The organism is Mesorhizobium sp. M1078, from assembly GCF_040318615.1.
In the GTDB taxonomy this organism is placed as follows: domain Bacteria; phylum Pseudomonadota; class Alphaproteobacteria; order Rhizobiales; family Rhizobiaceae; genus Mesorhizobium.
The window spans coordinates 64,785-81,985 of sequence record NZ_JAMYMP010000013.1; the positions used below are offsets into that span (position 1 = coordinate 64,785).

At 62.4% G+C, this 17,201-nt stretch carries 17 protein-coding genes; 10 read left to right on the forward strand and 7 right to left on the reverse strand.

Features of this window, described 5'->3' with window-relative positions:
* Positions 1–246 precede the first annotated feature (246 nt).
* Complete coding sequence (locus tag NKH38_RS18260; RefSeq protein ID WP_023668972.1) at positions 247–870, forward strand: invasion associated locus B family protein; 624 nt, start codon at positions 247–249, stop codon at positions 868–870.
* A gap of 81 nt (positions 871–951) precedes the next feature.
* On the opposite strand, the gene hspQ is transcribed toward NKH38_RS18260, so the two are convergent.
* Positions 952–1,275: a heat shock protein HspQ gene (hspQ, locus tag NKH38_RS18265; RefSeq protein WP_023668971.1), complete on the reverse strand. Its 324-nt coding sequence runs from the start codon at positions 1,273–1,275 to the stop codon at positions 952–954.
* Between the two features lie 224 nt (positions 1,276–1,499).
* On the opposite strand from hspQ, the gene NKH38_RS18270 reads away from it, so the two are divergent.
* Entirely contained in the window at positions 1,500–2,462 is a 963-nt protein-coding gene (locus NKH38_RS18270) for an AEC family transporter (protein WP_352762117.1), read from the forward strand.
* On the opposite strand, the gene NKH38_RS18275 is transcribed toward NKH38_RS18270, so the two are convergent.
* Positions 2,439–3,650: a UbiH/UbiF family hydroxylase gene (locus tag NKH38_RS18275; RefSeq protein WP_352762116.1), complete on the reverse strand. Its 1,212-nt coding sequence runs from the start codon at positions 3,648–3,650 to the stop codon at positions 2,439–2,441. The genes NKH38_RS18270 and NKH38_RS18275 overlap by 24 nt on opposite strands.
* A gap of 95 nt (positions 3,651–3,745) precedes the next feature.
* Between NKH38_RS18275 and NKH38_RS18280 the strand changes: the two genes are divergently transcribed.
* From NKH38_RS18280 to NKH38_RS18315, 8 genes are all read left to right on the forward strand, one after another.
* A complete protein-coding gene (locus tag NKH38_RS18280; RefSeq protein WP_352762115.1) occupies positions 3,746–4,633 on the forward strand; it encodes a DUF2182 domain-containing protein in 888 nt (295 codons plus the stop codon).
* 14 nt (positions 4,634–4,647) lie between these two features.
* Positions 4,648–5,262 (forward strand): DUF1326 domain-containing protein, encoded by a 615-nt coding sequence (locus tag NKH38_RS18285; protein ID WP_023688484.1) that lies wholly within the window; start codon positions 4,648–4,650, stop codon positions 5,260–5,262.
* Complete coding sequence (gene pcsA, locus NKH38_RS18290) at positions 5,259–6,089, forward strand: phosphatidylcholine synthase (RefSeq protein ID WP_023688483.1); 831 nt, start codon at positions 5,259–5,261, stop codon at positions 6,087–6,089. Before NKH38_RS18285 ends, pcsA begins: the two co-directional genes overlap by 4 nt.
* A 17-nt stretch (positions 6,090–6,106) precedes the next feature.
* Complete coding sequence (locus NKH38_RS18295) at positions 6,107–7,084, forward strand: quinone oxidoreductase family protein (RefSeq protein ID WP_023668965.1); 978 nt, start codon at positions 6,107–6,109, stop codon at positions 7,082–7,084.
* Between the two features lie 210 nt (positions 7,085–7,294).
* Positions 7,295–8,872: an ABC transporter ATP-binding protein gene (locus NKH38_RS18300; RefSeq protein WP_352762142.1), complete on the forward strand. Its 1,578-nt coding sequence runs from the start codon at positions 7,295–7,297 to the stop codon at positions 8,870–8,872.
* Positions 8,869–9,993 carry an ABC transporter permease gene (locus tag NKH38_RS18305; protein WP_352762114.1) on the forward strand — a complete coding sequence of 375 codons (1,125 nt, stop codon included), beginning with the start codon at positions 8,869–8,871 and terminating at the stop codon, positions 9,991–9,993. Before NKH38_RS18300 ends, NKH38_RS18305 begins: the two co-directional genes overlap by 4 nt.
* Positions 9,993–10,913, forward strand: a complete 921-nt coding sequence (locus tag NKH38_RS18310) for an ABC transporter permease (protein ID WP_023668962.1) — start codon at positions 9,993–9,995, stop codon at positions 10,911–10,913. The genes NKH38_RS18305 and NKH38_RS18310 overlap by 1 nt, the downstream gene beginning before the upstream one ends.
* 50 nt (positions 10,914–10,963) lie before the next feature.
* Positions 10,964–12,031: a BMP family ABC transporter substrate-binding protein gene (locus NKH38_RS18315; RefSeq protein WP_023682527.1), complete on the forward strand. Its 1,068-nt coding sequence runs from the start codon at positions 10,964–10,966 to the stop codon at positions 12,029–12,031.
* Positions 12,032–12,169: 138 nt separating this feature from the next.
* Here NKH38_RS18315 and rimO read toward each other — a convergent pair whose 3' ends face one another.
* From rimO to NKH38_RS18340, 5 genes are all read right to left on the reverse strand, one after another.
* Complete coding sequence (gene rimO, locus NKH38_RS18320) at positions 12,170–13,483, reverse strand: 30S ribosomal protein S12 methylthiotransferase RimO (protein WP_352762113.1); 1,314 nt, start codon at positions 13,481–13,483, stop codon at positions 12,170–12,172.
* 142 nt (positions 13,484–13,625) lie between these two features.
* Positions 13,626–14,285 (reverse strand): TerC family protein, encoded by a 660-nt coding sequence (locus NKH38_RS18325; RefSeq protein WP_023668959.1) that lies wholly within the window; start codon positions 14,283–14,285, stop codon positions 13,626–13,628.
* Positions 14,286–14,547: 262 nt separating this feature from the next.
* The gene (locus NKH38_RS18330) at positions 14,548–14,955 is read right to left on the reverse strand and encodes a DUF930 domain-containing protein (protein WP_352762112.1); all 408 of its coding nucleotides are present in this window, start codon (positions 14,953–14,955) and stop codon (positions 14,548–14,550) included.
* Positions 14,956–15,065: 110 nt separating this feature from the next.
* A complete protein-coding gene (locus NKH38_RS18335; RefSeq protein ID WP_352762111.1) occupies positions 15,066–15,992 on the reverse strand; it encodes a glycosyltransferase family 2 protein in 927 nt (308 codons plus the stop codon).
* Positions 15,993–17,192 carry an FAD-dependent oxidoreductase gene (locus NKH38_RS18340; RefSeq protein WP_352762110.1) on the reverse strand — a complete coding sequence of 400 codons (1,200 nt, stop codon included), beginning with the start codon at positions 17,190–17,192 and terminating at the stop codon, positions 15,993–15,995.
* Between the last annotated feature and the right edge of the window lie 9 nt (positions 17,193–17,201).

Genomic DNA, 17,201 nt, shown 5'->3' on the forward strand with positions numbered 1-17,201 from the left:
CTGGGCGGCTTGATGATTCGGAGTGCACCCTAACATGGCGCCGCGGCGCTCCGGCCAGATACATCAACCCAAATCGCACGACCCAAATTGCGAGGCCAAGAATTGCAGGCGGCGGGCTGGATTCGGCTGCTCATGCAGTGTAACACGCGCTCCGAAGTCATTCTGTTGCCTCAATTCGGCAACAGGTAGCAGGACCACACGGCGCGAAGAAGCCGTCCCGGGATCATTTGAGAGGAAATGCACGACATGACGAGCCTGAACAGCAACGCATACCGCCTTTCGGTCCTGGCCGCGGGCGTGGTCGGCTTTCTGGGCGCCGGACTTCCCACCGCTTCGGCACAGCAACAGATTCCGCAGGGTTGGTTCAAGGCCTGCACCAAGCAGGAAGATGTCGACATCTGCAATGTCCAGAACATCATCACTGCCGGCAACGGCCAGTTCGTCACCGGCGTCAGCCTGATCGAGTTGAAGGGCAAGGTAAACCGCAAGGTCTTCCAGGTCACGGTTCCCCCAGGTCGCCTGGTGCCCCCCGGCATCGCCCTGCAGATAGACGCCGGCAAGGCGACGAAGCTGGATTATGTCATTTGCTTCGCCGACCGTTGCGTTGCCGAAGTGCCGCTGACCGACGCGCTCGTCGCGTCCTTCAAGAAGGGACAGGCGATCACGCTGACCTCGATCAACTTCCAAAGTCAGCCAAATCCCATCAAGGTTGCCTTGACCGGCTTCAGCGGCGCCTTTGACGGCGCGCCGCTGCAGCAGTCGGACATCGAGGATCGGCAGAAAAAACTTCAGGATTTCGTCGTCAAGAACAACCAGGACTTCGCCAAGAAGCTCAAGGACGAGCAGGCCAAGGCCAAAGCCGCCAACTAATCGCCGGGACAGATACCGGAGCGACAAAAAGCGGGGTCATGCCCCGCTTTTTTGTTGTCGTCACGTCGATGCAAGGTGATGTCAGTGTCTCGACTGGCGTTTTGGCTCGTAGCGTCCGTCCGGCCGCTTGTCGAACATCTCGCCGATCTGTGGATGCCGGACCGGCTCACCTGACTGGTCCTCGAGCAGGTTCTGCTCGGAGACATAGGCAATGTATTCGGTTTCCGAGTTTTCAGCGAGCAGATGGTAGAACGGCTGGTCCTTGCGCGGCCGCACGTCGGCCGGGATCGCCTCGTACCATTCATCGGTGTTGGCGAATTGCGGATCGACATCGAAAATGATGCCGCGGAATGGAAACAGCCGGTGTCGAACCACTTGTCCGATCGAGAATTTGGCTGTTTTCATCGTACTCACCACTAAGCCTCTAGAGCGCCCGGCGTCCCCTCGTATGTGCGAAGAGCGCTCTAACACTTTGAATTTACACACACCGTGGCCAAAAATCGAGCCCGACTTAGGTCTGGGATCAGGCTTTATTTGGCGCAGATAGCGGGTCAGTTCAATGCCGAAGCGCTTGACGCCCGATGAAGCTACGGGCTAGCCCGGTCCCGGGGTTTCGGGCCAGGGCAAAAATGTCTGACATTGTCGGTCTTGTTCTTCCGTTCTTCGGGCTGATTTTCATCGGCTTTCTGGTCGCGCGCATGACCAGGCAGCCGCTGGAAGCGCTTGGCTGGATGAACACCTTCATCGTCTATGTCGCGCTTCCTGCCCTGTTCTTCCAATTGCTGGCCCGCACGCCGTTCGAACAGTTGACCGAATGGCGCTTCATCTTCGGCTCGGTATTTTCCACCTACACGATCTTCTCGATCATGTTCGTATGGTCGGTGACGGCGTCGCGCGGCGAGATCGCCCAGTCGACGATCAAGGCGCTGGCCGCGGCCTACGGCAATATCGGCTATATGGGGCCGGGGCTGGCGCTGCTCGCCTTCGGCGAACAAGCGGCGGTTCCCGTCGCGCTGATCTTCTGCTTCGAAAATATCATGCATTTCGCCATCGCGCCGTTGATGATGGCGCTGTCGGGCGACGACAAGACATCGCCGTGGCGGCTCATCCTCGGCGTAGTCAGGAAAATCGTCCTGCACCCGTTCATCATCGCGACCGCGCTTGGCGTTGGCGCCGCCTATCTCGGCTTTCACCCACCGCAGCCGGTCGATCGCCTGCTTGAATATCTTTCGCGGGCAGCCGCCCCTTGCGCCCTGTTTGCCATGGGCGTGACGCTTGCGCTCCGGCCGCTCAACCGCGTGCCGCATGAGCTGGCGTCGATCGCGGCGCTGAAGCTGATCCTGCATCCATCGCTCTGCTACGTCGTGCTGAGCTGGATCGGGAACTTTTCCGAAATCTGGGTTTTTTCAGCCGTGCTTTTGGCGGCATTACCGACCGCAACCAACGTCTTCGTCATCGCCCAGCAATATGGCGTCTGGGTGCAACGCGCCTCGGCCAGCGTGCTGATCACCACCTGCCTCTCGGTGCTGACGGTGACCGGGCTGCTCTACATGATTCGCCACGGCATCTTACCGCCGGACCTGTTTCCCTGAACCGCCGGTAAGCGCCGCAAAGCCGCTGCCCGGCCTCAAGCCTTCGCGCATGAAAAAGGCGCGCAGCGGCGCGAAACTGCCGAGCACATTGAGGCCGGCGCTGCGTGCCATCTGCGCCGGCAGCATGTCCGAAAGCAGCGACATGTTGAGCAGATTGACCGCGCCGGAACGCGCCAGAATGTCGGGACGGCGCCTGGAATCATAGGCGGCCAGGGCCTTCGCGGCGCCGGGGTCGCCGCGATTTTCACCAGCGATTCCAATCAGATCCTCGATGTCCCTGATGCCGAGGTTGAGACCTTGGGCTCCGATCGGCGGGAATACATGTGCAGCCTCGCCGACCAGCGCCACCCGGTTTTGCGCGAAGCGCCCCGGTGATGCCGCTGATAGCGGGTAAATTTGTCGGCCGGGCTCGACCGACACCCGGCCCAGCATCGACTGCATCTGCTGCTCGACAAGCTCGGAAAGCGTCGCGTCATCGAGTGCGGCGAGGTCCTTCGCCGTCTCCGGTTTCACCACCCAGACGAGGCTGGAGCGGTTGCCGGGCAACGGCACCTGGGTGAACGGCCCAGTCTCTGTGTGGAACTCGGTCGAGGTGAAGCCGTGTTCGCTGCGATGGCCAAAATTCAGCACCAGCGCCGCTTGGCGGTAGGATCGCACCGAGGCCACTATGCCTGCCGCCTCGCGCGCCGGCGACAGGCGCCCATCGGCAGCGACCGCAAGCGCGGCCGAGACTTCGCGACCATCAGTCAAGACGGCATGCGCCTGATCGGCGTCCAGACGCCAACTCTCGACCATCGACGTCAGCCATTCGATGCCGGAATGCGCCGCGACGGACTTGGCCAGCGTCGGGTTCAGCGCACTGTTGGGCAGGTTGAGCCCGAACTGCTCCTCGCCGATCTCTATGGCGCGAAAAGTCACCACCGGGCTGCGGATCAGCCGGCTGGTCGCATCAACGATGCGCATGACCTTCAGCGGCGCGGCCTTCGGCGCAAGTTCGGCCAGCACGCCCAGCCGATCGAGAACCTTGAGAGCAGGGTTCATCAGCGCCGTGGTCCGGCCATCGGGCCCGCCTGCTTCGGGTCCGACCAGGGTTACCGGAAAGCCCGCCTCGGCGAAACCGAGCGCCGCGATCAGTCCGGCAGGGCCGCTGCCGGCTACCAGTATCCGTGCTGTCTCGCGATGATCCAAATTGGACTTCCAGTTTGCGATGCAGGTGTCTACCCATGGATATAGGTCAGACCATGCGGCTTGATCAACGCGGCGATTAGGCTCATTCGGTTGTCATGACCGGCCAGCAGGACGATTTCAGCCATCTCGACCGCGCCGGCCGCGCCACGGCAAGCCTGGCCCGCAGCCCCCGCCTGACGGTCAACATCGCCATCGCAGGCGGCATTCTGCTCGCCTGGTTCATTCTCGGCGCCATGGCGATCCGCGGCGCCGAAGGCCGGCTCCCCGGCGTACCAGGCGATGTGGTCCTGCGATATCTGCCGCAACTGCCGCTGCCGGATGTCCTCGACCGCTTCTTCGGCATGTGCCTGACGCCCGCACCACTTGATGCTGGCGGCGCACCGGTTCTGGCGCTGATCGTAATGTGGTTTTTGATGGCCGTGGCGAAGATGCTGCCGTCGGCGGCGCCGATGATCCGTACCTATTGTGAAATCGCCGACACCGCCCGCATCAAGGGCGAGCCGGTGGCCCACCCGCTGGTCCTGGTCGCCGGCTACCTCTCGACATGGCTTGTCGCCTCTATCGGCTTCGCGGTGCTGACGTTGCTCGTCCACGCATTTGCGTCCTCCGCTCGATTGCTCGATCCGGTGAGCGGCCTTGCCGCGGCGGCCGCGCTGCTGGTTGCCGGCCTTTACCAGTTCAGCAGCCTCAAGCAGGCCTGCCTGACAAAATGCCGGAACCCGTTCTCGACACTGTTTTCCAACTGGAGCGCGGAGCCGGGTGGCATCTTCCGGCTAGGGCTGAAGCAGGGCCTGTGGTGCCTCGGCTGCTGCTGGGCGCTGATGCTGGTGATGTTTGCCGTCGGCGCGATGAACGTGTTCTGGATGGCGCTGATCGGCCTGTTCACCTTGATCGAAAAACAGACCACCGGCAGCCTTCCAACCCGAGTGGCCGGTGCGATACTGCTTGTCTGGGCAATCGCCCTGCTAGTAGTCTCGGCATGACGGGGGATAATTCCATGGCAGAGCAAGGCTGGGCAATGAAAGGAGAGCTCGTGCTCTCCTGCAATTGCACGGTTTTTTGTCCTTGCGTGCTGTCGCTTGGCAGCCATCCGCCGACGGAGGGTTATTGTCAGACCTGGGCGGGCTTCCGCATCGACGCAGGCCATTTCGGCGAGGTCGACCTGTCCGGCCTCAATCTCGGTCTGGTCATGGAAATCCCCGGCTATATGAGCCGCGGCAACTGGACCGCAGGCCTGTTCATCGACAAGCGAGCCTCCGTCTATGCGGTGAAAGCGCTGACCAGGATCTTCACCGGGAAGGCCGGCGGAACCACCGCGCTGTTGTCGATCCTTGTCGGCAAGTTCCTCGGCGTCGAGCAGGTGCCGATCACCTACGAGACGCGTGACAAGACCCGTATTTTCCAGATACCGAAGATCATCGACGGGGCGGTCACACCGATTCCCGGCAAGGATCGCGAGAAGGATACCGTGATCGGCAACTCGGAATACTGGATCGCGCCGGAGATCATCGTGGCCAGGTCCGACAAGAGCAAGATGCGGGCTTTCGGCCGCAACTGGAACTTTGCCGGCCGCTCGGCCGAAATCTGCAAACTGGATTGGCGGGGCCCGTGAGCAAGAACACAACCGCCAGAAACGCCGCCAAAAAGATCACCGACCGGATTCCGAGGCCGAAGAAGAAGGTCACCTGGCCGCAGGCGCGGGCATTCTCGGTGCATCTGTTGACCGCGTCTGGCTCGTTCCTGGCCTTCCTGTCTCTGGTGGCGGCAAGCGAGCAACGCTGGACGGCGATGTTCTGGTGGCTGGGTCTGGCACTGTTCGTCGACGGCATAGACGGGCCGATCGCGCGCAAGCTCGAGGTCAAGGAGATTTTGCCGACCTGGTCGGGCGAACTCCTCGACAACATCATCGACTATGTCACCTACGTGCTGATCCCGGCCTTCGCACTCTACCAGCGCGGCTTCATGGGCGAGGGGCTGTCGTTCCTGTCGGCGGCCATCATCGTGGTGTCCAGCGCCATCTATTATGCCGACACCGGAATGAAGACGAAGGAGAACTTCTTCAAAGGCTTTCCGGTGGTCTGGAACATGGTCGTGTTCACGCTGTTCGTCATCGAGCCCGGACAGTGGGTGTCCTTCGGCGTCGTCGTGGCGGCCGGCATCCTGACCTTCGTGCCGATCAACTTCATTCACCCCGTGCGGGTGGTGCGGCTGCGGCCAATCAATCTTGGCATGACGCTGCTCTGGTGCGCTTTCGGTGCGCTGGCGCTGGCGCAGGCGGCCCTTGCCGCCTTCTACGACCAGATCGGCGTTTTGGGCGAACAGGTCAGCGTCTTTACCAAGGTCGGCATCACCATCACCGGACTTTACCTCGCCTGCATCGGCGGTATCATGCAGTTCTTCCCCAAACTCGGCGCCAAGCCGGACCCTAAGAAAGCCTGACCGCAGGAAAGCCCACAATGTCCAAAGCAGTCCGTATCCACGCCCATGGCGGTCCGGAAGTCCTGACCTATGAAGACGCCGATCCGGGACAACCCGGCGCCGGGCAGATCCTGGTCAGGCACACCGCGATCGGCCTCAATTTCATCGATGTCTATCACCGCATCGGCCTCTATCCGCCGCCCGGCGGCTTCCCGCTGATCCCCGGCGGCGAGGCGGCAGGTGTGGTTCTCGAGGTCGGCGCAGGCATCGACTGGCTGAAGCCGGGCGACCGCATCGCCTATGCCGTCAACGTCGGCGCCTATGCCGAACAGCGCGTCGTCGCCGCCGACCGCGTCGTCAAGGTGCCGGACCGCATCAGCGACGAACAGGCCGCCGGCATGATGCTTAAAGGCATGACGGCGGAGTATCTGTTGCGCCGGACCTTCAAGGTGAAGGCAGGCGACACCATCCTGTTCCATGCCGCCGCCGGCGGCGTCGGGCTGATCCTGGGACAATGGGCAAAACATCTCGGCGCCACCGTGATCGGCACGGCAAGCTCAACCGACAAGATCGAGCTCGCCAAGGCGCATGGCTTCGGCCATGTCATCAACTACAAGGAGCAGGATTTCGTCGCCGGGGTCGCCGCCATCACCGGCGGCAAGAAATGTGACGTCGTCTACGATTCGGTCGGCAACGACACATTCCCGGCCTCGCTCGACTGTCTGAAGCCGCTCGGCATGTTCGTCTCTTTCGGTCAGTCCTCTGGACCGATCCCGCCATTTTCGATGTCGCTGCTGGCGCAGAAGGGCTCGCTGTTCGCTACCAGGCCGACTTTGTTCGTCTACAACGCCAAGCGTGAAGACCTCGAAGTCTCCGCCGCGGCATTGTTCGACGTGGTGTTGAGCGGTGCGGTCGAGATCAAGATCAACCAGCGTTATGCGCTGAAGGACGCGGGCAAGGCGCAAGCCGATCTCGAAGGGCGCAAGACCACTGGCACGACCATACTGATCCCCTGATCTGCCTTGCTTTTCAGCGTTTTGCCGCGACGCCAGGCACTGTTTACCCGAAAAACCGGACGATCGGTTTGTTGTGCGAAGCAGGTCAATCTTTACCCCTTGAGTTTCCGCTAAAATTCTTGAAGCTCTTTCAAGGTGGGTGCTGCTTTCGCACGAGAGCGGCCAGCGCATACCATGCTGGCGGGAACACAGAACATGTCCGGGAACCGGATGGGAGGCACTGTGAGTGCAGATCATGATGGAGCGAACCTGCTTGAGGTTCGTGGCCTGACCAAGATATTCGGCACGTTGACGGCGTGCGATCATATCGACCTCAACATCGCCAAGGGCGAGATCCACGCGCTGCTTGGCGAAAACGGCGCCGGCAAGTCGACGCTGGTCAAGATGCTGTTCGGTTCGCTGGAGCCCAATTCCGGCGAGATATTCTGGAACGGCGAAGCGGTGCGGATCACCAGTCCGGGCATGGCGAAGAAGCTCGGCATCGGCATGGTGTTTCAGCACTTTTCGCTGTTCGAGGCGCTGACCGCGGCCGAGAATATCGCTCTGTCTCTGGATGACGGCTCACCGATCAGCTCGATCGCGGCCAAGGCGAGGGCGCTTTCCTTCAGCTATGGCCTGCCGCTCGATCCGGACTCGCTGGTCGGCGATCTCTCGGTCGGCGAACGCCAGCGCATCGAGATCATCCGCTGCCTGTTGCAGACGCCGCAGCTCATCATCCTCGACGAGCCGACCTCGGTGCTGACGCCGCAGGAAGCCGACAAGCTGTTCGAAACGCTTGAGCGCCTGCGCTCCGAGGGCAAATCCATCCTCTACATTTCGCACCGGCTGGAAGAGGTCAAACGCATTTGCGACCGCGCCACCGTGCTGCGTCACGGCAAGGTCGTCGGCCATTGCAATCCGCGCGAGGAAACGGCTTCGTCGCTGGCCCGCATGATGGTCGGCAACGAGGTGAAGGCCGTGGTGCGTGCGCCGGCCGAAGGCATCGAGACCGCGCAGCCGCTGCTCGAAATCCGCGCCCTCAGCCGCAAGCCGGCAACGCCGTTTTCGATTCCGCTGAAGAATATCAACCTCACTGTGCGCGCCGGCGAGGTGATCGGCATTGCCGGTGTCGCCGGCAACGGCCAGGGCGAGTTCTTCGAATCCGTCTCCGGCGAGGTGCTGCAGCAGGACGCCGCATCCGTGCGCATCCGCGGCAAGGATGCCGGCTCGCTCTCGATCACAGGCCGGCGGCTGATGGGCGCTGCCTTCGTACCGGAAGAACGCCTCGGCCATGGCGCCGCGCCGCGCATGAAGCTTTCGGAGAACCTGCTCCTGTCGCGGCACGCCACCGACGGCAAGGTTTTTGTCGGCACCGGCGGCACGGTCAAAAGCGGTGCGGTCTATGCCGCCGCCCAGCGCATCATCGTGGCGATGGATGTGCGCAAGAGCGCGCCCGATCCGGAAGCCGCGGCCCTGTCGGGCGGCAATCTGCAGAAATTCATCGTCGGCCGCGAACTCGACCGCAGCCCTGCCGTCATGGTCGTCAACCAGCCGACCTGGGGCGTCGACGCCGGCGCCGCCGCCCACATCCGCCAGGCGCTGATCGAACTGGCGCGCAGTGGCTCGGCGGTTCTGGTCATCAGCCAGGACCTCGATGAGCTGTTCGACATTTCGGACGCGATCGCGGTCATGCACAACGGCGAATTGTCGAAACCGCTGCCGATCGCCGAAGCAACTTTCGAAAAGATCGGCCTGTTGATGGGCGGCGCCGAGCCCGGCCACGCCGAACATGGTCTGGAGACGGCATGATGCGCCTCGAACTCGTCAAACGCCCGCAGCGCTCGATGCTGTTTTCGGCGCTGTCGCCCTTCATCGCTTTCGCCCTGACGATCATCGCCGGCGCGGTTCTGTTCGCGTTGCTCGGCGTCAACCCGCTGAGCGCATTCGATATCTATTTCATCGAGCCGATCAGCCAGGTCTGGCAGCTGCATGAACTGGCGATCAAGGCCGCACCGCTGATCCTGATCGCGGTCGGCCTTTCGGTCTGCTACAAGGCCAACATCTGGAACATTGGCGCTGAGGGACAGTTCATCCTCGGCGGCATTTTCGGCTCGGCCATTCCGGTGCTATTTCCCGGGTTCGAAGGCCCGCTTGTGCTGCCGCTGATGCTGTTGTTCGGCATGGTCGGCGGCGCCGCCTATGCAGCAATCCCGGCTCTCCTAAAGACGCGCTTCGGCACCAACGAAATCCTGACCAGCCTGATGCTGGTCTACGTCGCCCAGCTTTTCCTCGACTGGCTGGTGCGCGGTCCCTGGCGCGATCCGCAGGGCCATGGTTTTCCGCAGACGATCCAGTTCAACGACTCCGCCGTTTTGCCCGAGCTGATGCCGGATGCCGGCCGCGCCAATTGGGGTTTTGTCTTCGCTCTCATCGCAGCCGTGCTGATCTGGGTGCTGATGAGCCGCCTGCTCAAGGGTTTTGAGGTCCGCGTGCTCGGCTCCAGCCCCAGGGCAGGGCGCTTCGCCGGCTTCGGCCTCAACCGGATGGTCTTCTTCGCCTTCCTGCTGTCAGGCGCGCTGGCCGGGCTTGCCGGCATTTCGGAAGTCTCCGGCGCCATCGGCCAGCTCCAACCGGTGATTTCGCCCGGCTACGGCTTCACAGCGATCATTGTGGCGTTCCTCGGCCGGCTCAATCCGCTCGGCATCGTCGCCGCCGGCCTGGTGCTGGCGCTGACCTATCTCGGCGGCGAGGCGGTGCAAAGCGCGCTCGGCATCTCCGATAAGGTGGCGCGTGTGTTCCAGGGCATGCTTTTGTTCTTCGTGCTCGGTTGCGACACGCTCATCCATTACCGCATTCGCCTGGTCGGCATGGCGCTGACGAAAAGCGCGGCGAAACTTGAAGCCGCGCCGAAGTTGAGGGAAGCCCGCTGATGGACATCGCCGTCAACATCCTTTTGACCATCGCGACCGCGGCGACGCCGCTGCTGATCGCGGCAATCGGCGAACTGGTGGTCGAGCGCTCCGGCGTGCTCAACCTCGGCGTCGAAGGCATGATGATCATGGGCGCCGTCGGCGGCTTCGGAGCCGGCTATCTCACGGGATCGCCCTGGATCGGCTTGTTGGCGGCAATCGCCATGGGTGCCGTGTTCTCGCTGCTGTTTGCGGTGATGACGCTGTCGCTCGCCACCAACCAGGTGGCGACCGGCCTGTCGTTGACGCTGCTTGGCCTCGGCCTGTCCGGCATGATGGGGACCAGCTTCGTCGGCCAGCCGGGCGAGCGGCTGCCAAACCTCTACGTTCCGGTGCTCACCGACATTCCCGTCGTCGGCAGGCTGTTGTTCGGCCAGGACCCAATCTTCTACATCTCGATCGCGCTGACGGCGGCCGTCATGTGGTTCCTGTTCAAGACCCGCACCGGCCTCACCCTGCGCTCGATCGGAGACAGCCATACATCGGCACATGCGCTCGGCATCAAAGTCATCCGCTACCGCTATCTCGCGGTCATCTTCGGCGGCGCCTGCGCCGGCCTTGCCGGCGGCCACCTGTCGCTGGTCTACACGCCGCAATGGGTAGAGAACATGAGCGCGGGCCGCGGCTGGATCGCGCTGGCGCTGGTCGTCTTCGCCTCCTGGCGTCCGTGGCGCGTGCTGGCCGGCGCCTACATCTTCGGCGCGGTGTGGATCGGCCAGCTTCATGCACAGGCATTTGGCATTCCGGTGCCTTCGCAGCTGCTTTCTTCTCTGCCCTATCTGGCAACCGTCGTGGTTCTCGTTCTAATCTCGCGCAACAAGCGTCTGACGATGATGAACACGCCGGCTTCCTTGGGGCAGCCATTCGTTCCGGATCGTTGACAACAAAAACAAACGGGAAGCTCCAAGGCTAAACTCAGAGAGGTAACACAATGAAAAAACTGCTTATCGCGTTGATGACCACGACCGCCGCCATGTCACTGGCGGCGTCGGCGCAGGCCGCCGACAAGTTGAAGGCATGCTGGGTCTACACCGGCCCGATCGGCGATTTCGGCTATTCCTACCAGCACGACCAAGGCCGCCTCGAGGTGGAGAAGGCGCTCGGCGACAAGGTCGAAACCGCCTATCTCGAGAACGTCTCGGAAGGTCCCGATGCCGACCGCGCTTTCGAGCGTCTGGCGCGCGAAGGCTGCAAGATCATCTTCGGCACCTCTTTCGGCTTCATGGACCCGGAAGTGAAGGTCGCCAAGAAGTTCCCCAAAGTGATGTTCGAGCACGCCACCGGCTACAAGACCGCTGACAATCTCGGCATCTACAATGCGCGCTTCTATGAAGGCCGCTACGTGCTCGGCCAGATCGCCGCCAAGGAATCGAAGGCAGGGGTCGCCGGCTATATCGTTTCCTTCCCGATCCCCGAAGTGGTGATGGGCATCAACTCCTTCATGCTCGGCGCGCAGTCGGTCAACCCGAACTTCAAGGCCAAGATCGTCTGGGTGAACTCCTGGTTCGATCCGGGCAAGGAAGCCGACGCCGCCAAGGCGCTGTTCGACCAGGGCGCCGACATCATCGTCCAGCACACCGATTCCACTGCGGCACTGCAGGTGGCGGAAGAGCGCAAGCTGCACGGCTTCGGCCAGTCCTCCGACATGATCAAGTTCGCGCCGAACGCGCAGCTGACCTCGCTGACAGACGAATGGGGGCCGTATTACATCAGCCGCGTTCAAGCGGCGCTCGACGGCACCTGGAAGCCTGACAATGTCTGGCTCGGCATCAAGGACGGCGCCGTCAAGCTGGCGCCCTTCACCAACATGCCGGACGATGTGAAGGCGATGGCCGAGGCAACCGCGAAGAAAATCGCAGATGGCTGGAACCCCTTCACCGGACCGGTCGCCAAGCAGGACGGCACGCCGTGGCTCAAGGACGGCGAAGTCGCCGACGACGGCACGCTGCTCGGCATGAACTTCTATGTGAAGGGCGTCGACGACAAGTTGCCGCAGTAAGTATCGGAACGCAAAAGAGAAGGGGCGCCGCGCGGCGCCCCTTTTCATTTCGCGGACTGCACGCTTCGACCGCGAAACCGCGCCGAGGGCTGTGCCAAAAATCCGAGGGCCCCGGGAGGCGCCCTTTTTGGTAATTTTCTAAACCGCCGAGCCGTAAAGGTCGTAGGCGTCGGCGCGGTCGATCTTGACCGTGACGATGTCGCCTTGGCGCAGCGGACGGCGCGACTGGATATGCACCGAACCGTCGATCTCGGGCGCGTCGTATTTTGTCCGGCCCTTGGCAGACGTGCCATGCGCCTCGTCGATCAGCACCGGCAGGCGCTTGCCGACCTTCTTGGCCAGCTGCGTCGCCGAGATCTTCTGCTGGCGCTGCATGAAGCGATGCCAGCGCGCTTCCTTGATCTCCTGCGGCACCTGTTCGAGGCCGAGATCGTTGGAGCGGGCGCCGCGGACCGGCTCGTATTTAAAGCAGCCGGCGCGATCGATCCTGGCCTCGTCCAGCCAGTCGAGCAGCATCTCGAAATCCTCGTCGGTCTCGCCGGGGAAACCGACGATGAATGTCGAGCGTATCGCCAGATCCGGGCACACCTCGCGCCAGCCGCGAATGCGCTCCAGCGTCTTTTCGCCATGGGCTGGACGGCGCATGTTCTTCAGCACCTGCGGCGAGGCGTGCTGGAAGGGGATGTCCAGATAGGGAAGGATTTTTCCATCCGCCATCAGCGGGATGACATCGGCGACATGCGGGTAGGGGTAGACATAGTGCATGCGTACCCAGATGCCGAGCTTGCCCAGCTCTTCCGACAGGTCGAGGAATTTCGCCCGCACTTCGCGGTCGCCGAAAATCGACGTCTGGTACTTGATGTCGATGCCGTAGGCGCTGGTGTCCTGCGAGATGACCAGCAGTTCCTTGACGCCGGCCTTGGCCAGCTTCTCGGCCTCGCGCAGCACATCGGCCGCCGGGCGCGAGACGAGGTCGCCGCGCAGTGCCGGAATGATGCAGAAGGTGCAGCGGTTGTTGCAGCCTTCGGAAATCTTGAGATAGGCGTAGTGGCGCGGCGTCAGCTTGACGCCTTGCGGCGGCAGTAGGTCGATATAGGGATCGTGGCTGGGCGGCGCCGCCTCATGCACCGCGGCCATCACGCTCTCATAGGCCTGCGGGCCGGTGATGGCGAGGACGTTGGGGTGCTTCTCTCGGATGACGTCCGGCTCGGCGCCGAGGCAGCCGGTGACGATCACCCGGCCGTTTTCCGAAAGCGCCGAACCAATGGCTTTGAGCGATTCGTCGCGGGCTGAATCGAGAAAGCCGCAGGTGTTGACGACGACAAGGTCGGCGCCGCCATGCTTGCGCGCGATCTCATAGCCTTCGGCGCGCAGGCGCGTGATGATGCGCTCGGAATCCACAAGGGCCTTCGGGCATCCAAGGCTGACGAAACTGACGCGAGGCGCAGACATGAGAAAACATTCCGGGTTTTTTCGGGATCGGCGGCCAGTACCACACTTATTGCGGCATTGGTATGGGCAGCGGCTGCGGCGAACGCGACCACTGCCTCCGGCAGATACCCATGCTGCTACAGAAGCTGTGGGACCGGCTGCGTCAGCTCACCACAGGACTGACATGCGGCCAGACCTCGACAACGCCGCGATAGACCATATCGATCGCGACGTAGAGAATGATCAGCAAGCCGACATAGGCGATCCAGCGGTGGCGATGCAGCAGCTTGGCAATGAAGCTCGCGGCCAAGCCCATTAAGGCGATTGACAGCACCAGGCCTATGACAAGCACCGGAAAATGATCGCGCGCCGCACCGGCGACCGCCAGCACATTGTCCAGCGACATCGAAACATCGGCGACGACGATCTGCAGGGCCGCCTGGCCGAGCGTCTTGCGCGGCGCCTTGCCACCCACCGTTCTGTCGCTGTTGAGGTCGGAATCGGACAGCGCCTCGGTCGCCTCGAACTCGTCGGCATGCGACGTCCGCAGCTCGCGCCACATCTTCCAGCACACCCACAACAAAAGGATGCCGCCGGCCAGCAGCAGGCCGACAATGGCAAGAAGCTTGACGGTGACGGCGGCAAACAGGATGCGCAGCACAGTCGCTGCCAACACGCCGATCAGGATGGCTTTCTTGCGCTGCTCGACCGGCAGGCCGGCGGCGGCAAGGCCGATGACGATGGCATTGTCGCCGGCAAGCACCAGATCGATGGCGATGACCTGGAGGAGGGCCGTCATGCTTGCAGCGCTGAAAATGTCCATCGACCGGAGCCCCTTGCTGTATCGGCGTGTTCGTCGTCGGATATGCCGACGCCCTAACGTGTATGGTTCCCGCGCGTCAAGAGACTGCCGGCGCAATTCCAGGAAAAGTGCGTAGCGGTTTCCCGTCCGGAATTATGCAAAAACAAAGAGTTAGAGTGGGTCAGCTGCTCTATAAAAAGCTGAACCGTTCTAACGGCCGACGCTGAAAGCCACGGGAATAGGGAAGGTCGTTCTGCCAGAGAGAATTCTGGTCGCAGCGAATTCAGTCGTAGAGATTGTACTTCGCCCAGTCGGCTTCCGGAATCTCGTCGCCGGTGCGGTAACGGAACTGCAGGACCTCCATATGGTCCGGCGCCGTCTCGCATTTGAACTTCAGCCGGTACCACTGTCCCTTGCTGCGGAAGGCAGCACCCGGGCTGCGGATGGCATCGGCTTTCATTTCCGGCGTCGCGAAGGCGTAGGCGACGACGCGGTCTGCCTTGTACTTGTGGTCGTCATGGCTGATGCGGTCGAGCACTTCGGCGTCGCATCTCTGCTCCAGCCGGGTCTCCGGGTCGAGTTTCAGCAGGCCGGCGCGCAGGGCGGCGTCCATGGCGTGGGCGGGCCAGGCCAGCGTCACCGAGGCCAGGGCCACAAGGAATAGGTTTTTCATGGGCGGGAGAACGAGCATATTTCGGCTCAGGAATCAACCGGAGTGCCATTTTGGGGCAGCCGGATATGCGCGGAAATCGCCGTTACCCGGGCAGGCGCAGCCGCTTTGATACGTCGCCGGCGCCATTCTTATTTGTCCGGGCTGCCATGCACCGATTGCCTGTTTCGCCGTCTTTGCGCTTCTCGCGATCGCGGCACCCACCGCCACGGCCGCAAGGCGATATAGACAGCGAGGAAGGCTCTTTGTGCAAGGCCGGCCTCGCTGTGCCAGACCTCCCTTATCCCCGCCGCCCGCAAGGCCCTTCGTTGGGTGCTGTTGCGGTCCCAGCGCCGGCTGATGCTGCCCGCCCGGTAGTATTTGTGGCAGAGCACTTGCGGCACGCGGACAAAGCCGCCGAGCAGCGACAGATGCAGAAGCCAGGTCCAGTCGGCGCTGAATTCGCCTTGGCTGTTGGGCTTGATCCCGCCGCTACGGTGGAACGCCCAGGCCCTGAATATCCCACGATTGGGAACCCACCATCCATGCGGCTGGCGCGCCATCGCCCGGCCACGCGCAAAACCGTCCTGCAAGCCCTCCAGCAGGTCGAACTTCCACGTGGCACTTTCGCCGCTGACTTCGATCACTTCGACGTCGCTGAACGACAGTACGGCCGCGGGATTGGCATCGAGCGCCCGCACCAGCGCCTCGATATAGGTTGGATCGATGACGTCGTCATGGAAGGCAAAGAACATCAATTCGCCGCTGGCATTGGCCATCAGATCGTTGGAGTTCTTCAGCCATCCCAGGTTTTTGTCCCGGCGCAGGATACAGACATCGTCGCGGCCGCCGGCGAAGGCTGAAACGATCTCGAATGTCGCGTCGGTCGAATTGTCCTCGCCGACCAGGATCTCGATATTGTCCCAGGTCTGCGCGGCGAGGCTGTCCAGCGTACGCGAAATGAATGCCGCCGAATTGTAGCACGGCACCAGCGCCGTGACCTTCGGCCGCCAGCCGGATCGAAGCTGGACTTGTTTGTGCGCTACCTGCTTCGCGCCGCCCTGTTCTGTCTCACCCATTCACTCGATCCCGCAGATTTGCCGCGCCAGCCTGTCGGCAAGCCACGGCGCCGTCGAATATTTACCTGTGTCGACCGAGATGTAGTTGCCCAGGCGGTTGACCCCGAATTGGTCGCGGCGATGGATCGTGGCTTTCGGGTCGCTGAGCGAACCACGCCCTTGCGCAAACACGAAGCCGCCGCGTACCTCAAGCTCCTCGGCATCGTCGAACATGCTGGAAACAACGGGCACCAACCGAGTGAGCGTGGCGCGAACGTCGCCGATGAACCGCTGTCGTGCGTCGGCATCGAGCGCTTGTGGCGTTTCGATCGACAATACGCCACTCTCCGCAAGCAACCCGCTCGGGTACCAGGAGAGATAGAAGTTGCGCCCGTCATAGTTTTTTATGTCGCCGAACGGGCCAAGGGCGACGACCGCGCACGGCACATTGACAGGCTGGCTGGTGCGGCCGAACAGGCAAAGCCTGTAGCGGTGCGACCATCCGGGAACCGGCTCGATGCCGGCCGTGCGGTCGACAGCCAGCCGCCCCTCCCAAAGGCAATTGACGACGATGTCGAACGCCTCACTTTTTTCGCCTGCGACCGCCACGCGCCATTTCCCGTCAATTCCGTCCACCGGCTGTGCCGACAGGACTTTGGCCGCCATTCGCAAGCTGGTGTTGGGTTCACTCCGAAGCACGGCGCAAAGCCGGTCGGCAACCCATCGCGTGTTGACGGATCGCTCCGGCACCTGGAAGCCGCCGACGATCTGGTCCGAGTTGGTGACATCGGCCAATTCAGTTTTGGAAAGCCGATTCGATCGCGCCGCCGATACGTCGGCAAGGTAGCTGGTGGCGTCAGCGTGGCTGCGCACCAATACATCTACACGTTCAAAGATCGCCCCCAGCGCCTCGACAGGGACGACCGAGTTGCGATGGACCAGATAAAGGTCTTCCGAAAAGGTCGTGTGCGCTTCCAGATTGCTTCCGATCAGCTCGGAAACAAGCCTGCCGAAACACAGTCCTCCCGAAAGCAGATGCCGGGCGGTCAGCAGCGAGGGATCGTTCCCGTAGAGATAGCCGAGATGAATCTTGCCCTCGTTCCAACGGCTGGCGCAGGCCATCGGCTCGCTCTCCTTGTCGAAGAGGGACACCGCGTAGCCTCTGCGGGCCATCATGAGAGCGAGGCTGGCGCCCATGATGCCGGCGCCGAGAATAGCCATTCTACCGCG

What these genes read in the sequence shown, in the direction of transcription:
- NKH38_RS18300 (WP_352762142.1), top strand. Translation starts at nt 7,295, where the DNA reads ATGGGAGGCACTGTGAGTGCAGATCATGATGGAGCGAACCTGCTTGAG.
- NKH38_RS18310 (WP_023668962.1), top strand. Translation starts at nt 9,993, where the DNA reads ATGGACATCGCCGTCAACATCCTTTTGACCATCGCGACCGCGGCGACG.
- NKH38_RS18270 (WP_352762117.1), top strand. Translation starts at nt 1,500, where the DNA reads ATGTCTGACATTGTCGGTCTTGTTCTTCCGTTCTTCGGGCTGATTTTC.
- NKH38_RS18325 (WP_023668959.1), bottom strand. Translation starts at nt 14,285, where the DNA reads ATGGACATTTTCAGCGCTGCAAGCATGACGGCCCTCCTCCAGGTCATC.
- hspQ (WP_023668971.1), bottom strand. Translation starts at nt 1,275, where the DNA reads ATGAAAACAGCCAAATTCTCGATCGGACAAGTGGTTCGACACCGGCTG.
- NKH38_RS18285 (WP_023688484.1), top strand. Translation starts at nt 4,648, where the DNA reads ATGGCAGAGCAAGGCTGGGCAATGAAAGGAGAGCTCGTGCTCTCCTGC.
- NKH38_RS18280 (WP_352762115.1), top strand. Translation starts at nt 3,746, where the DNA reads ATGACCGGCCAGCAGGACGATTTCAGCCATCTCGACCGCGCCGGCCGC.
- NKH38_RS18295 (WP_023668965.1), top strand. Translation starts at nt 6,107, where the DNA reads ATGTCCAAAGCAGTCCGTATCCACGCCCATGGCGGTCCGGAAGTCCTG.
- NKH38_RS18305 (WP_352762114.1), top strand. Translation starts at nt 8,869, where the DNA reads ATGATGCGCCTCGAACTCGTCAAACGCCCGCAGCGCTCGATGCTGTTT.
- NKH38_RS18315 (WP_023682527.1), top strand. Translation starts at nt 10,964, where the DNA reads ATGAAAAAACTGCTTATCGCGTTGATGACCACGACCGCCGCCATGTCA.
- NKH38_RS18335 (WP_352762111.1), bottom strand. Translation starts at nt 15,992, where the DNA reads ATGGGTGAGACAGAACAGGGCGGCGCGAAGCAGGTAGCGCACAAACAA.
- NKH38_RS18260 (WP_023668972.1), top strand. Translation starts at nt 247, where the DNA reads ATGACGAGCCTGAACAGCAACGCATACCGCCTTTCGGTCCTGGCCGCG.
- NKH38_RS18330 (WP_352762112.1), bottom strand. Translation starts at nt 14,955, where the DNA reads ATGCTCGTTCTCCCGCCCATGAAAAACCTATTCCTTGTGGCCCTGGCC.
- rimO (WP_352762113.1), bottom strand. Translation starts at nt 13,483, where the DNA reads ATGTCTGCGCCTCGCGTCAGTTTCGTCAGCCTTGGATGCCCGAAGGCC.
- NKH38_RS18340 (WP_352762110.1), bottom strand. Translation starts at nt 17,192, where the DNA reads ATGGCTATTCTCGGCGCCGGCATCATGGGCGCCAGCCTCGCTCTCATG.